15 protein-coding genes are annotated in these 13,255 nt (G+C 65.5%); 12 read left to right on the top strand and 3 right to left on the bottom strand.

The genetic code is table 11. The annotated features are described in order from the left end of the window. Both DT343_RS04955 and DT343_RS04960 read right to left on the bottom strand, forming a co-directional pair. On the bottom strand, positions 1-639 hold the full coding sequence (locus tag DT343_RS04955) for a uracil-DNA glycosylase (protein WP_112861973.1): 639 nt from the start codon (positions 637-639) through the stop codon (positions 1-3). Continuing rightward, complete coding sequence (locus DT343_RS04960; RefSeq protein WP_017504890.1) at positions 636-1,172, bottom strand: LabA-like NYN domain-containing protein; 537 nt, start codon at positions 1,170-1,172, stop codon at positions 636-638. The genes DT343_RS04955 and DT343_RS04960 overlap by 4 nt, the downstream gene beginning before the upstream one ends. Between DT343_RS04960 and folK the strand changes: the two genes are divergently transcribed. The 11 genes from folK (at position 1,171) to DT343_RS05015 (ending at position 10,862) form a co-directional block, all read left to right on the top strand. Further along, complete coding sequence (gene folK / locus DT343_RS04965; RefSeq protein WP_112861974.1) at positions 1,171-1,734, top strand: 2-amino-4-hydroxy-6-hydroxymethyldihydropteridine diphosphokinase; 564 nt, start codon at positions 1,171-1,173, stop codon at positions 1,732-1,734. The two genes, DT343_RS04960 and folK, sit on opposite strands and share 2 nt — an antisense overlap. Before the next feature lie 84 nt (positions 1,735-1,818). Then, positions 1,819-2,178 carry a DNA-directed RNA polymerase subunit omega gene (rpoZ, locus tag DT343_RS04970; RefSeq protein WP_017504892.1) on the top strand — a complete coding sequence of 120 codons (360 nt, stop codon included), beginning with the start codon at positions 1,819-1,821 and terminating at the stop codon, positions 2,176-2,178. Positions 2,179-2,312: 134 nt separating this feature from the next. Then, the gene (locus tag DT343_RS04975; RefSeq protein WP_181669157.1) at positions 2,313-4,472 is read left to right on the top strand and encodes a RelA/SpoT family protein; all 2,160 of its coding nucleotides are present in this window, start codon (positions 2,313-2,315) and stop codon (positions 4,470-4,472) included. Further along, positions 4,469-5,227 (top strand): TIGR00730 family Rossman fold protein, encoded by a 759-nt coding sequence (locus tag DT343_RS04980; RefSeq protein ID WP_112861976.1) that lies wholly within the window; start codon positions 4,469-4,471, stop codon positions 5,225-5,227. The genes DT343_RS04975 and DT343_RS04980 overlap by 4 nt, the downstream gene beginning before the upstream one ends. 50 nt (positions 5,228-5,277) lie before the next feature. After that, positions 5,278-5,862: an orotate phosphoribosyltransferase gene (pyrE, locus tag DT343_RS04985; protein WP_112861977.1), complete on the top strand. Its 585-nt coding sequence runs from the start codon at positions 5,278-5,280 to the stop codon at positions 5,860-5,862. A gap of 4 nt (positions 5,863-5,866) precedes the next feature. After that, entirely contained in the window at positions 5,867-6,607 is a 741-nt protein-coding gene (locus tag DT343_RS04990) for a pyridoxine 5'-phosphate synthase (RefSeq protein WP_112861978.1), read from the top strand. After that, positions 6,604-7,005 carry a holo-ACP synthase gene (acpS, locus tag DT343_RS04995; protein WP_039245084.1) on the top strand — a complete coding sequence of 134 codons (402 nt, stop codon included), beginning with the start codon at positions 6,604-6,606 and terminating at the stop codon, positions 7,003-7,005. Before DT343_RS04990 ends, acpS begins: the two co-directional genes overlap by 4 nt. Before the next feature lie 55 nt (positions 7,006-7,060). After that, the gene (gene lepB / locus DT343_RS05000) at positions 7,061-7,954 is read left to right on the top strand and encodes a signal peptidase I (RefSeq protein ID WP_112861979.1); all 894 of its coding nucleotides are present in this window, start codon (positions 7,061-7,063) and stop codon (positions 7,952-7,954) included. Next, positions 7,954-8,664 (top strand): ribonuclease III, encoded by a 711-nt coding sequence (gene rnc / locus DT343_RS05005; protein ID WP_112861980.1) that lies wholly within the window; start codon positions 7,954-7,956, stop codon positions 8,662-8,664. The genes lepB and rnc overlap by 1 nt, the downstream gene beginning before the upstream one ends. Continuing rightward, the gene (era, locus tag DT343_RS05010) at positions 8,661-9,608 is read left to right on the top strand and encodes a GTPase Era (RefSeq protein ID WP_112861981.1); all 948 of its coding nucleotides are present in this window, start codon (positions 8,661-8,663) and stop codon (positions 9,606-9,608) included. The genes rnc and era overlap by 4 nt, the downstream gene beginning before the upstream one ends. Before the next feature lie 15 nt (positions 9,609-9,623). After that, positions 9,624-10,862 carry a serine hydrolase domain-containing protein gene (locus DT343_RS05015; RefSeq protein WP_258522502.1) on the top strand — a complete coding sequence of 413 codons (1,239 nt, stop codon included), beginning with the start codon at positions 9,624-9,626 and terminating at the stop codon, positions 10,860-10,862. Here DT343_RS05015 and DT343_RS05020 read toward each other — a convergent pair. Then, on the bottom strand, positions 10,859-12,373 hold the full coding sequence (locus DT343_RS05020; protein ID WP_112861983.1) for an acetyl-CoA hydrolase/transferase family protein: 1,515 nt from the start codon (positions 12,371-12,373) through the stop codon (positions 10,859-10,861). The two genes, DT343_RS05015 and DT343_RS05020, sit on opposite strands and share 4 nt — an antisense overlap. A 356-nt stretch (positions 12,374-12,729) precedes the next feature. On the opposite strand from DT343_RS05020, the gene DT343_RS05025 reads away from it, so the two are divergent. After that, a complete protein-coding gene (locus DT343_RS05025) occupies positions 12,730-13,218 on the top strand; it encodes a nuclear transport factor 2 family protein (protein ID WP_112861984.1) in 489 nt (162 codons plus the stop codon). Positions 13,219-13,255 lie beyond the last annotated feature (37 nt).

A 13,255-nucleotide genomic window follows, 5' to 3' on the forward strand; every position in this document is an offset into this window, starting at 1 on the left:
TCAGGCCTCGATCAGGGTTCGGGCGCGCGCGAAGATGTCCTCGAACATCTGCGGCGTCAGGCGACCGGTGTTCGTGTTCAGGCGGGAGCAGTGATAGCTGTTCAGAATGACGTAGCCGCCGGCTTCGCCCTGCGCCCCGTGACCCGCCGGCATCGCTGACGCAGGCCGTCCGAACGCTTTCAGGATATTGCGGCGCGAGACGTCGCCCAAGGTCACGATCACCTTCAGATTCGGCAGCAGTTTGAGCCGGTCGATCAGGAAGGGACGGCAGGTCGTTTCCTCGATCGGCAGGGGCTTGTTCCCCGGCGGGGCGCACCGGACCGCATTGGTGATCATGCAGTCCGTCAGCGTCAGGTCATCGTCGCCGTTGGGATCGTAATGGCCGTGCGCAAACCCGGCCTTCTTCAGGGTGTCGTACAACAGCCAGCCGGCGTGATCGCCAGTGAAGGGACGTCCCGTCCGGTTCGCGCCGGTACGGCCGGGCGCGAGGCCGGCGATCAGCAGACGCGCGTTCGGATCGCCGAACGAGGCGGCCGGCCCGTTCCACCACTCTGGATTCTGGTGCGCATTCTCCTGACGATAGGCGACCAGGCGAGGGCATAGGGGGCAGTCACGGGGCGGTTCGGGCGTCAAGGTCATTGGGCGGCCTTCGGGCGGCCGAAGTCGGCCATTAGATCGTTCAGGTCCAGGAAGGCGTCGGCCTGACGACGCAGTTCGTCGGCGATATGCGGCGGTTGGGTCTTCTGGGTGGAGATGACCGTGACCCGCACGCCCCTGGCCTGGATCGCCTGAACCACCCGCCTGAAATCGCCGTCGCCGGAGAACAGCACCGCATGGTCGATGTGCGGAGCCAGTTCCAGCATGTCCACCGCGATCTCGATGTCCATATTGCCCTTGATCCGGCTGTGGCCGCTATTGTCCGTGAACCGCTTCACCGGCTTGGTGACGACCGAAAAGCCGTTGTAGTCGAGCCAGTCCACCAGCGGCTTCACCGGCGAGAATTCTTCGCCCTCGACCACGGCCGTATAGTAGTATGCACGCGTCAGGATGGACCTCTCGCGGAACCAGTCCAGCATCCGCCGGAAATCCATGTCGTGCTGCAGGGCGCGGGCGGCGGAGTACAGGTTCGAGCCGTCGATGAAGATCGCCAGCCGGTCGGTGGGATGAAACATGGTCGAAGCCGTCGAAAAAGATGAAAAATCGGATCGCGCGGTCGCCGTCGGAATCGATGACGGGTTCGACCTGAATGATGCAGTCATCGTGGCCCTGGGCTGCAATGACAAGGGGGCATGGTCGTCCTGCACCGAAGCGCTGGAGGCGGCGCTCGCGCGCTTTCGCAGCGAAGGGATTGATATCGTCGCACGCTCGTCGTGGTGGTCGTCACTGGCCTGGCCCGATCCGCACGATCCCGCCTTCCTGAATGGCGTGGTCATCGTCCGCACCGACCATGATCCGCATGGCCTGATGGCGGCGCTCGGCCGGATCGAGGACGCGTTCGGCCGCGAGCGGTCGGTTCGCAATGCGCCGCGGACGCTGGATCTGGACCTGATCGCCTACGGACGATTGAGCGGTGATCTGCAGGGGTTGATCCTGCCCCACCCCCGCGCGGCCGAGCGCCGGTTCGTCATGGGCCCCATCGCCGAGATCGCGCCGAGTTGGGTGCATCCGCATGGCGGGGCCGCGAGCGACCTGGCCGCTTTGGCCCCCGTCGGCGCCGACGCCCGCCCGACCTGACGCCCAACTTCCGCCCCTGTGGCGTTGCAAAAAGCCGTCCTCATCTGTATTTGACGCGGTTCTCCCCCGCGTTCGAGGAATTTCATGGCCCGCGTCACCGTCGAAGACTGCATCGAGAAGGTTCCGAACCGCTTTGGTCTGGTGCTGATGGCTGGCCACCGCGCCCGCAGCATCGCCAACGGCGCCGCCCTGACGATCGACCGCGACAACGACAAGAACCCTGTCGTCGCCCTGCGCGAGATCGCCGACGACACCGTCGTGCCGGACGAGCTGCGCGAGACCATCATCACCACGCTGCAACGCGTCGATGAGCGGACGGAAGCCGAGGACGAGGCGGAAACGGTCGCCCTGCTGGCCTCGCCGCAGCACATGAACATGGCCGAGGCGGAACTGATCCGCGCCCTGCAAAGCGACCGCGACGGCGGTCAGGAGGAGCGGTACTGACGCCCGAGGGAGCCCCTGGCGTCACTATCCTGCCGGCGCGGACCGAGACGGTTCCGCCGGCGCCCCAAGCTGCAAACAAAAACGACCCTCAGACGACGCCCGTCGATCCGGCGCCGCAGCCCAAGCGCGCGCCGATCCTGCGTCAGTTCGAGCTGATCGAGGCCGTCAAGGCCTATGACCCCACCGCCGACGAAGCGCTTCTGAACCGCGCCTACGTCTATGCGATGAAGATGCACGGCTCGCAGTTGCGAGCCTCGGGCGATCCCTATTTCGCCCACCCGATCCAGGTCGCGGGGATCCTGACCGACTATAAGCTCGACACCGCCACCATCGTCACCGCCCTTTTGCACGACGTGGTTGAGGACACGACCGCGACACGTGACGACATCGCCGGCATGTTCGGTGAAGAGGTCGCGGTCTTGGTCGAGGGCGTGACCAAGCTGTCGCGGCTGGAGCTTCAGGCCGAACACACGCGCCAGGCCGAAAACCTGCGCAAGTTCATCCTGGCCATCAGCCGGGACGTGCGGGTGCTGCTGGTCAAGCTGGCAGACCGTCTGCACAACATGCGCACGCTCCAGTTCGTGAAGCCGGAGAAGCGCGAGCGGATCAGCCGCGAAACGCTGGAAGTCTATGCGCCCCTGGGCCGGTCGATCGGCATCCATTCGATCGCGTCCGAGTTGGAAGAGCTGGCCTTCACCCATCTGAACCCAACGGCCAAGACCGCCATCGAGCGGCGGCTGGAGGCGTTGAAGCTGGAGCATGGCCGCGCCATCGACGGCGTGGCGAGCGAGGTCGAGCGCGTCCTGTCCGAGGCAGGTCTGAAGGCCAAGGTCTATGGCCGGCAAAAGACGCCCTATTCGATCTGGCGCAAACTTCAGCGCAAGTCGGTCGGCTTTTCGTCCCTCTCGGACATTTACGGCTTCCGCGTCATCGTCGAGGCTGAGGACGACTGCTATCGCGCGCTGGGCGTGATCCACCGCGAATGGCCGATGGTGCCCGAGCGGTTCAAGGATTTCATCTCGACGCCCAAGTCGAACAACTATCGCTCGTTGCACACGACCGTCGTCGGCCCGCGCGGCCTGCGGATCGAGATGCAGATCCGCACCGAGGACATGGACCGGATCGCCGAGGACGGGGTCGCCGCCCACTGGCGCTACAAGAACCATTCCTATGGGTTCGACCGTGAGGCGATGGAGCAGGGCGGCGGGCGTGACCCGCTTCAGAACTTGCGCCACCTGGTTCAGGTGATCGAGCACGGCGAGGGCGGCGAGGACTGGGTCGAGCACGCCAAGCTGGAAATGTACTTGGACCAGGTCTTCGTCTTCACCCCGAAGGGGCAACTGGTCACCCTGCCGCGCGGGGGAATGCCTCTGGACTTCGCCTATGCCGTCCACACCGAGGTCGGCGACACCGCCGTCGGCGTCAAGGTCAATGGCGAGTTGAAGCCCATGCGCACGCCGCTCCAGAACGGTGACGTGGTCGAGATCATCCGGGGCTCCAAGCGCGAAGTGCCTGTCGACTGGCGCAGCCTGACAGTCACGGGCCGCGCGCGCTCGGCCATTCGCCGCCATATCCGCACCTCCGAGCGCGAAGAGTTCATCAAGCTGGGCCGCGTGGCGCTGGATCAGACCCTGGGCCGGGTCGACAAGACCCTGACCGACGTGTCGCTGAAGCCGGTCCTGGAACTGCTGGCGGTCGCAAGCGACGACGATCTGTTCGAAGGCTTGGGTCGCGGGCGGTTGTCGCCGACGACGGCGGCCGAAATTCTGTTTCCCGCGCTGAAGGGGCGGCTGAAGGCCGGGCCCGAGAAGCAGCGCATCCAGGGCGAGAAGGCGCGGCTGTTCGTGCGCGGCGGCGGGCTGACGCCCGGCGTGTCGGTACACTTCGGTCAATGCTGCACGCCCGTACCGGGCGACCGGATCGTGGGCATTCTGGAGCCGGAATCCGGCCTGACCGTCCACACCATCGATTGCCAGACGCTGGCCGCCTTCGCCGATGACGATTCGGTCTGGCATGACCTGCAATGGACGCCTCAGGCCGAAACGGACGCGGTCGCCGCCGCCCGCATTCGCGCGACGATCCGCAATGCGCCGGGCGTGCTGGGTCAGGTCACGACCCTGATCGGCGAGGCCGGCGGCAACATCATCAACCTGTCGATGGCGCATCGTCAGCAGGACTTCTTCGACGTGGACGTGGATGTCGAGGTCGAAGACGCCAAGCACGCCACCACAATCATGGCGGCGCTGAGGGCTAATCCGTCGGTCGATTCCGTCGAGCGCGCGCGGGGCGAATGAGCGACCCGGTAAAGCCGAACGCAGCGCAGATGGCCTCGCCGTCCTATCGCATGGCGGCGATGGATCAGGACTTCCTGCTGGGCGATTCGATGCGCGGCGTGCGGTTCCTGATGGAATACGCCAAGCCTGAGGAGGCGTTGAGGGCCTGGGGCGTGCGCTCGACCCTCGTCGTCTTCGGTAGCGCGCGCATCCGCGAAGGGCATCGTTGGTATGAAGAGGCCCGCGCCTTTGGTCGGCTGGCGTCCGAGCGGGGCGGAGCCTTGCGAGGACGCGTCGGCGAGCCCCGCGACAATGTCATCGCCACCGGCGGCGGCCCGGGCATCATGGAAGCGGCCAACCGCGGGGCTGTGGACGCGGGCGCGCCGTCGGTCGGTTTCAACATCACCCTGCCGCACGAGCAGGAGCCGAACGCCTATTCGACGCCGGAGCTGACGTTCCGCTTCCACTATTTCGCGATGCGGAAGATGCATCTGGCGATGCGCGCCAATGCGCTGGTGGTGTTTCCCGGCGGCTTCGGCACCTTCGACGAGATGTTCGAAATGCTGACCCTGCGCCAGACGGGGAAAGCCCCGCCGGTTCCGGTCGTTCTGGTGGACAAGGCCTACTGGACCTCGGTGATCGGTTTCGACGCCTTGGTCGAACATGGAATGATCGCCGCGTCTGACCTGGATCTGATCGGTTTCGCCGAGGACGCGGAGGGCGTCTGGGCCGAACTGCTGGCGCGCGGGCTGCGGCCGAACGAAAACATCGAATGAAGCGTCGCCGCAGGGTTCATCCGCGCGCGATCCGGGTCTAGAACCCTGTCATGAACACTGAAGACGTCCTCAACGAGTTTCGCGACGCCGGCGCCCTGCGCGAAGGCCATTTCGTCCTGTCGTCGGGTCTGCACAGCCCGGTCTTCCTGCAGAAAAATCTGGTCTTCATGGACGGTGCGCGATGCGAGCGGCTGTGCAAGGCGCTGGCGGACAAGATCACGGCCACGGTTGGCCCGGTCGATGTCGCCATCTCGCCGGCCGTAGGCGGCATCATCCCCGGTTACGAGACGGCCAAACACCTGAAGGTCCGTTCGATGTATGTCGAGCGCGAAGGCGGTACGTTCAAACTGCGTCGTGGTTTCTCGGTCGAGCCGGGCGAAAAGGTCGTCATGGTCGAGGACATCGTCACGACTGGCCTGTCATCGCGCGAATGCATCGCCGCCATCCAGGCCGCCGGGGGCGAGGTGATCGCCGCCGCCTGTATCGTCGATCGCTCGGGCGGCAAGGCGGATGTGGGCGTGCCGCTGGTCGCCTTGGCGTCGCTGGACGTGCCCGCTTACCCAGCCGACGCTCTTCCGCCTGAACTGGCCGCACTTTCAGTGGAAGATCCCGGCAGCCGCAGATTGTCGAAGTAGAGCCATGCGCGAACGGGTCAGGCTGGGCGTCAACATCGACCATGTCGCCACGGTGCGAAACGCACGCGGCGGCACACACCCCGATCCTGCGCGCGCGGCCGAGGCGGCGCTGGCGGCCGGAGCAGACGGAATCACCGCGCATCTGCGCGAAGACCGCCGCCACATCACCGACGCCGATATCGACGTGCTCAGCGCCCTATGCGCCCGCGCCGGCAAGCCGCTGAATCTGGAAATGGCGGTGACGGACGAGATGTTGACCATCGCTCTGCGCCACCGGCCGCACGCCGCCTGTCTGGTGCCCGAGCGGCGCGAGGAGGTCACGACCGAAGGCGGTCTGGCGGTCGCGGGTCACGAAGGACGGATCGCGCCTGTGGTCAAGGCGCTGGCGGACGCCGGCCTCAGGGTCTCGCTATTCATCGAACCGACCGAAGCGCAGGTCGAGGCCGCCGCCGCCGTCGGCGCGCAGGTGGTCGAATTCCACACCGGTCGCTACTGCCACCTGACAGATCCGGCAGAGCGGGAGGTCGAGTTCGAACGCCTCGCCGCAGCCGCCGCCCAAGCCGACATCCTAGGCCTTGAGGTACATGCAGGCCACGGGCTGGATTACGACACGGCCCCGCGCATGCTGGCGATCCCGGAAATCCGCGAGCTGAATATCGGCCACTTCCTGATCGGCGACTCGATCTTCATCGGTCTGGACGGCGCGATCCGCCGGATGCGGGCCGCGATGGATGCGGTCAAATGATCATCGGCGTCGGCGCGGACCTGTCGGATATCCGTCGCATCCAGGCGTCTCTTGATCGGTTTGGAGATCGCTTCAAGACGCGCTGCTTCACCGAGTTGGAGCGCACCCGCTCGGATCGGAAGCCGGACCCGGCCTGGAGCTACGCCAAACGATTCGCCGCCAAGGAGGCCTGCGCCAAGGCCTTGGGCACCGGGATGCGCGCCGATGTCTATTGGCGCGACATGGGGGTGGTGAATCTGCGGTCGGGTCAGCCGACAATGGCGCTGACCGGCCATGCGGCTGAGCATCTGGCGCGTCTGACGCCGCCCGGACACGAGGCGAAAATCCACCTGACGCTGAGCGACGAACATCCCTATGCGCTCGCCTTCGTGGTGATCGAAGCCTTGCCGCAGTCGTAATCAGGTTATAGGCGTGCGCGATAACCGCGCGGACGCGGCGAGGATGCCTGATCGCATGAGCGAAGACCAAAAGCCCGACGACGCCAATCGCGACGCCACCCCCGAAGAACGATTTGCGGCCTCGGAAGCGGACGCTCCGGTCAAGTCGGTGCAAGAGCCGACAACGGCGAACCAGAAGGTCTATGCCAAGACCCCCAAGGGCGGCGACAAGGCGACCTCGGCGGCCAGCGAGACCGGCGAAATCTTCAAGACCATCGTCTTCGCCCTGCTGATTGCGATGGTGCTGCGGATCTTCCTGTTCCAGCCCTTCACCATCCCTTCGGCCTCGATGGAGCCGAACCTGTACGAAGGCGACTATATCGTCGTCTCCAAGTGGTCGTATGGCTTCTCCAAGCACTCGATCCCGTTCAGCCCGCCGCTGTTCGACGGGCGCATCATGGGTTCGGCGCCCAAGCGCGGCGACATCGTCGTGTTCAAACTGCCGCGTGACAACAAGACCGACTTCATCAAGCGCGTGATCGGCCTGCCCGGCGACCGCATCCAGATGATCGCCAACAAGCTGTATATCAACGACAAGCCCGTTCAGGACGTCGTGGTCAGCGAGCAGGAGATCAACGACATCTTCGGTCCGCGTCCTGTGACCGAGGTCCGCGAGACCCTGCCGGAAGGCAAGAGCTTCATGACCCAGGACTTCGGTCCCGGAAACGACCTGGACGACACCCCGGTCTATGAAGTCCCGCCCGGCCACTACTTCATGATGGGCGACAACCGCGACAACTCGATCGACAGTCGCGTCGAACAGTCCAGCGGCGTGGGCATGGTCCCGGCCGAAAACCTGGTCGGCAAGGCGCAGATCATCCTGTTCTCGTGGAAGCCCGGTTCGTCGCTGTGGAACCCCGTCAGCTGGTTCAACGTGCGGCTCGACCGGTTCTTCAACGTCCTCCACTGATGGCCAATCTGAGAGCCGAAGCGGTCGCGGCGCTGGAAACGCGCCTGGGACACAGGTTCAAGGACAAGGCCCTGCTGGAGCGCGCCCTGACACACGCCAGCGTGGGCGAGGGGGCGCCCGTCGGGATCCACGGTCCACGCGACAACGAGCGGCTGGAGTTCCTGGGCGACCGGGTGCTGGGTCTGCTGGTCGCCGAGCGCCTGTCGGCTCAGTTTCCGACGGCGGATGAAGGCCAACTCTCGTCCAGCTTGCATGCCCTGGTCGACAAGGGCGCCTGCGCCCGCGTGGGCGAGGCCCTGGGCGTCGGACCCGCGCTGCGGCTATCGCCCGGCGAGACCAAGACCGGCGGGCGCCGCAAGGCCGGCGTCATCGCCGATGCGGTCGAGGCCATATTGGCGGCGGTCTATCTGGACGGCGGGCTGGATGCCGCCAAGGCCGTGTTCGAACGGGCCTGGTCCGACGAACTGTCGGCGCCGCCATCCCGCACCGTGACCAATCCGAAATCGGCGCTTCAGGAATGGGCGCAAGGGTTGGGGCGGCCGCTGCCGACCTATCGCGTCGCCGATCGGACGGGTTCGGATCATGCGCCGACATTCACCGTCGAAGTGTCCGTGCAGGACGTGCAGCCCTTGACCGCGCAAGGGCGTTCGCGTCAGGAGGCGGAGAAGGCGGCCGCAACGGCTCTCCTCAAACGTGAAGGCGTCATTTGACCGATATCGAAAACCAGCGCGCAGGCTTTGCCGCCATAATCGGCGCACCCAACGCCGGCAAGTCCACGCTGGTGAACCGGCTGACCGGGTCCAAGGTCTCGATCGTCACGCAAAAGGTGCAGACGACGCGCTTTCCCGTGCGCGGCATCGCCATGGAAGGCGACGCCCAGATCGTGCTGGTCGACACGCCCGGCATCTTCACCCCGCGCCGTCGCCTGGACCGGGCCATGGTCGCCTCAGCCTGGGGCGGCGCGGAAGATGCGGACATCGTCGTTCACCTGATCGACGCCCAGTCGCACATCAACGCCGAAGGCCGGGAGGGCACGGCGGCCGATCGTCGCTCGGCCGAGGACACCGAGACCATTATCGCCAACCTGCAGGCCACCGAGACCAAGGTTGTTCTGGCGCTGAACAAGATCGACGGCATGCGCCGCGACACCCTCCTGGCCCTGTCGCAGAAACTGTTCGAAAGCGGCGTCTATTCCGAGGTCTATATGATCTCGGCCGCCAACGGCGACGGCGTCGAGGACCTGAAGCAGCGTCTGGCCCTGTCCATGCCCAAGGGGCCGTGGCTGTATCCCGAGGATCAGGCCGCCGACGTGCCGGTGCGGGTTCTTGCAGCGGAGATCACGCGCGAGAAGGTCTATCTGCGCGTCCATGAGGAGTTGCCTTATTCGGCGGCGGTGGAGACGACCAGTTTCGAGGATCGCGCCGACGGCTCGGCCCGGATCGAACAGACCATCTATGTCGAGCGCGAGAGCCAGCGGCCCATCGTGCTGGGAAAGGGCGGCCAGACGCTGAAATGGATCGGCCAGAAGGCGCGCGAGGAGCTGAACGAAATCCTCGGCCGTCAGGTGCACCTGTTCCTGACCGTCAAGGTGGATCCGAAATGGCAGGATAGCCGCGCCCTCTATGCCCAGTTCGGTCTGGATTTCGACGTCTGAGTTCCTGTGTTTGATGTGCCGCGTACCGCCGGGGGTCATCCCCGGCTCGTTCTGGGCGTCCTCGGGGCGCTAATCCTTGGCGGCGCGGTCTGGGGCGGGATCGCCACGGCCGTGGCGCCCAAGACCGATGTGGAACTGGCGACCGAGCGCGCCGATGCGCCGCCGCGACCACCCGTGGTCGTAGTTCAGGACTTACCGCAGCTCGCGGCGCGCCTGGATCGCGAAGCTGCTTCAGGACGCTTCATGGGCGCGGTTCTGGTGGCCAAGGGCGACCGGGTATTGTTCCGCCAGGTCTATGGCAAGGCGAACTACGAGCAGAATCAGCCGCTGGCGCTGGGCTCGCGCTTCCGCTTGGCCTCGATCTCCAAACAGTTCACGGCGACGGCGATCCTGAAGCTTCAGGACGAGGGCAAGGTGAACGTCTCCGATCCGGTCTGCAAATGGATTCAGCCTTGTCCGCAGGCTTGGGCGCCGATCCGCATCAGCCATCTGCTGTCGCATACTTCGGGCATTCCCGATCTGATGGCGCGGCCCGGTTGGGGCATGCGCCGCACGACGCCGGCGACGCTGGACGAACTGACCCAAGATTCAAAGCGGTTCGGGCTTCAGTTCGAGCCGGGCGCCAAGGTTCAGTACGACAACGCCGGTTTCAATCTAGCCGCCGCCGTCGTCGAAAAGGCCAGCGGCAAGCCCTTTCAGACCTATATGCGCGAGACCTTCTTCAAGCCTCTCGGCATGAAGGATAGCGGGCTTGATCTCGATGGCGGCGATCACGGCGTCATCATGGGCTACGCCAACTTCCCTGGCGGTCTGGCGGCCCAGTCGAACGCCAACACCTCCATCGTGGCGGGCGCCGGCGCGGTCTATTCGACGCTGGACGATCTGCTGGTCTGGCAAAGGGCGCTGCACCGCGGCGGTTTGCTGACCCCCGACAGCTATCAGCAGATGCTGGCCGACCACGCGCCGGCTGACACCAAGCCGAACGAGCGCAGCCATCCGCGTCGGGACTGGGGTTTCGGCATCTTCGCCAATCGCCTGGGCGATCAGGTGCGGCCCAGCTTCCAGGACCGCCAGATCTATCATACGGGCAGTTGGGGCGGGTTCCGCAACCTGATGCTCTATCAGCCGGACGCCGACGTGACTGTGATCGTCCTGTCCAACAACTATCACCTGCGTGACCAGGTCTTCCTGATCAGCCAGCAGGCGATGGCCGAGGCCTTGGGTCACGAGTTTCCGACGACGCTGGCGCGCTAGATCGGCTTCATCGAGCCAGTCTCGATGAAGCGTTGGTGCCAGGACAGGGCCTCTTCCAGCAGGTGCGGGGACTGCAAGCCGTACGATCCCTTCAGCGCCCGTGCGTAGTAGTCGATCAGGGCATCGCGATAGTCGGGATGGGCACAGTTGGCGATGATGACCCTGGCGCGCTGCTTGGGCGACAGGCCGCGCAGATCGGCCAGACCCTGTTCGGTGACCAGCACCTGCACGTCCTGGGTGATGTGATCGACATGGCTGGCCATGGGCACGATGGCGGAAATCTTGCCGCCCTTGGCCGTCGAGGGCGTCACGAAGCAGGAAATAAAGGCGTTGCGCGCGAAGTCGCCCGATCCTCCGATGCCGTTCTGGATGCGCGATCCCATGACCTGGGTCGAGTTGACGTTGCCATAGATGTCGGCCTCGATCAGTCCGTTCATGGCGATGCAGCCCAGGCGACGGATCAGCTCCGGGTGGTTCGAGATTTCCTGCGGGCGCAGGATGATCTTGCCCTGGAACTCGGCCATCCGCCCGTTGAGGTCTGCCGCCGCCTCGGGGCTGAGTGAAAAGGCGGTCGCCGAGGCGACCGTCAATTTGCCCGCGTCCAGCAGGTCCAACATCCCGTCCTGGATGACTTCGGTATAGGCCGCCATCCGTTCGAACGAACTGTCCATCAGGCCGGCCAGCACCGCATTGGCGACATTGCCGACACCGGATTGCAGCGGCAGCAGGGCGGCGGGCAGGCGGCCGACCTTCACCTCGTGCGTCAGGAATTCGATCAGATGGCCGGCGATGGCTCGCGCCGTGGCGTCCGGCGCGGCGAAGGGCAGGTTGCGGTCCGGCGCATCCGTCTCGACGATGGCGACGATCTTGTCGGGGTCGCAAAGCAGGCTGGGCTGGCCGATCAGCTGGTCGGGCCGGGTCAGAGGAATGGGCACGCGTTCGGGCGGCAGGGCGGTGCCATAGTAGATGTCGTGCATGCCCTCCAGCGCCGCGTTCTGCCAGCGGTTGACCTCCAGGATCACGCGGTCGGCGCGGTCGAGCCAGGTCTTGTTGTTGCCGACGGACGATGACGGCACCAGCGAACCGTCGTCATTGACCGCCGACACCTCGATCACCGCCGTATCCAGCGGCCCCAGCACCCCCTGCCAGACAGCGGGCGCCAGCTGGCTGAGGTGCATGTCGAGGTATTCCATCTGGCCCGAGTTGATCTTGTCGCGCGCGATGGGGTCGGAGTTGTAGGGCAGACGCAGTTCGATCCCGTCGGCCTTGGCCAGGGCGCCGTCCAACTCCGGCCCTGTCGAGGCGCCGGTCCACAGGTTCAGGCGAAAGGCGTCGCCGGCGGCGTGGGCGTCCTCGATCCGCTGGGCCAGCTGGGGCGGCACGGCCTTGGGATAGCCCGATCCAGTGAAGCCGCTCATGCCGACGGTCGAGCCGGGGGGGATCAAAGCGGCGGCGTCGTGGGCCGACATGACCTTGGATTTCAGGGCTTGGCTGCGAATGCGCGATGACATGGTGACTGTGGGCTGCGGCCGGGGAGGGCCTTCGGGCGACGCGACTTCCGGTCCGGGCTAGGCCGGGCGACGACGGTGATCCATTCGACCTTGGTCGAGGCCATGGACGCCGTCCATGATCTTGATCAAGGCGGGAACGCAGGATGCGAGCATCGGTCAGCGGGAAGCCCGCGAAAAGGTCCGCCGATGGAAACTCTTATCATGCCGGCGGAAAGCTGGATCTATTGGGAACTCGGGCCGGGACCGCTGAAGCCGGAAACCTATCCCGTTCTAAAAAGCGGAGACTAGGCGCCCGATTGCCGCTTGCGGCGGGACGGTGGGAGCTGCACCTTCCTGACTGACGAAGGGAGATCGCCATGTTCACCGCCTTGATCGCCGCCCTGGCACTGTCGCAAGCCGCGACGTCGGCCCCGACCGCTGAGGCGCAGGTGGCGTCGGTGTTGGATCGCCTCAATCAGGCCTCGTCCACCGCCGACGAAGCGACCTATTTCAGCCTGTTCGCCCCCGATGCGCGCTTCGTCGGTACGGACGCAAACGAGCATTGGACGATGGCCCAGTTCCGCGCCTTCGCCGAGCCGTGGTTCAAACACGACAGCGCCTGGTCGTTTCCAGCGACGTCCCGAACCATCACCATCACCATCGCCCCGATCGACTGCCGCTGCATCGCCTGGTTCGAAGAGAAGCTAGCCAGTCCGTCCTATGGCGAGACGCGCGGCTCGGGCGTCATGCGCCTGACCGATGACGGCTGGAAAATCGAGCAATATGTGCTGAGCCTCGCGGTGCCCAACGATAAAGCTGATGAGGTCGTCGCCCTGATCAAAGGTGAGGCGGCGCCCGCCCATTGAGGCAGAACGTATGGCCAACCTCGTGGGGCCACGCTAA

The sequence above is a fragment of the Brevundimonas vesicularis genome, assembly GCF_900445985.1.
GTDB classification, from domain to species: Bacteria; Pseudomonadota; Alphaproteobacteria; order Caulobacterales; family Caulobacteraceae; genus Brevundimonas; species Brevundimonas vesicularis_D.

Excerpts from the sequence above, each read along its gene's own strand:
- DT343_RS04955 (WP_112861973.1), bottom strand. The coding sequence starts at position 639 with ATGACCTTGACGCCCGAACCGCCCCGTGACTGCCCCCTATGCCCTCGC.
- folK (WP_112861974.1), top strand. The coding sequence starts at position 1,171 with ATGGTCGAAGCCGTCGAAAAAGATGAAAAATCGGATCGCGCGGTCGCC.
- DT343_RS04960 (WP_017504890.1), bottom strand. The coding sequence starts at position 1,172 with ATGTTTCATCCCACCGACCGGCTGGCGATCTTCATCGACGGCTCGAAC.
- rpoZ (WP_017504892.1), top strand. The coding sequence starts at position 1,819 with ATGGCCCGCGTCACCGTCGAAGACTGCATCGAGAAGGTTCCGAACCGC.
- DT343_RS04980 (WP_112861976.1), top strand. The coding sequence starts at position 4,469 with ATGAGCGACCCGGTAAAGCCGAACGCAGCGCAGATGGCCTCGCCGTCC.
- pyrE (WP_112861977.1), top strand. The coding sequence starts at position 5,278 with ATGAACACTGAAGACGTCCTCAACGAGTTTCGCGACGCCGGCGCCCTG.
- DT343_RS04990 (WP_112861978.1), top strand. The coding sequence starts at position 5,867 with ATGCGCGAACGGGTCAGGCTGGGCGTCAACATCGACCATGTCGCCACG.
- acpS (WP_039245084.1), top strand. The coding sequence starts at position 6,604 with ATGATCATCGGCGTCGGCGCGGACCTGTCGGATATCCGTCGCATCCAG.
- lepB (WP_112861979.1), top strand. The coding sequence starts at position 7,061 with ATGAGCGAAGACCAAAAGCCCGACGACGCCAATCGCGACGCCACCCCC.
- rnc (WP_112861980.1), top strand. The coding sequence starts at position 7,954 with ATGGCCAATCTGAGAGCCGAAGCGGTCGCGGCGCTGGAAACGCGCCTG.
- DT343_RS05020 (WP_112861983.1), bottom strand. The coding sequence starts at position 12,373 with ATGTCATCGCGCATTCGCAGCCAAGCCCTGAAATCCAAGGTCATGTCG.
- DT343_RS05025 (WP_112861984.1), top strand. The coding sequence starts at position 12,730 with ATGTTCACCGCCTTGATCGCCGCCCTGGCACTGTCGCAAGCCGCGACG.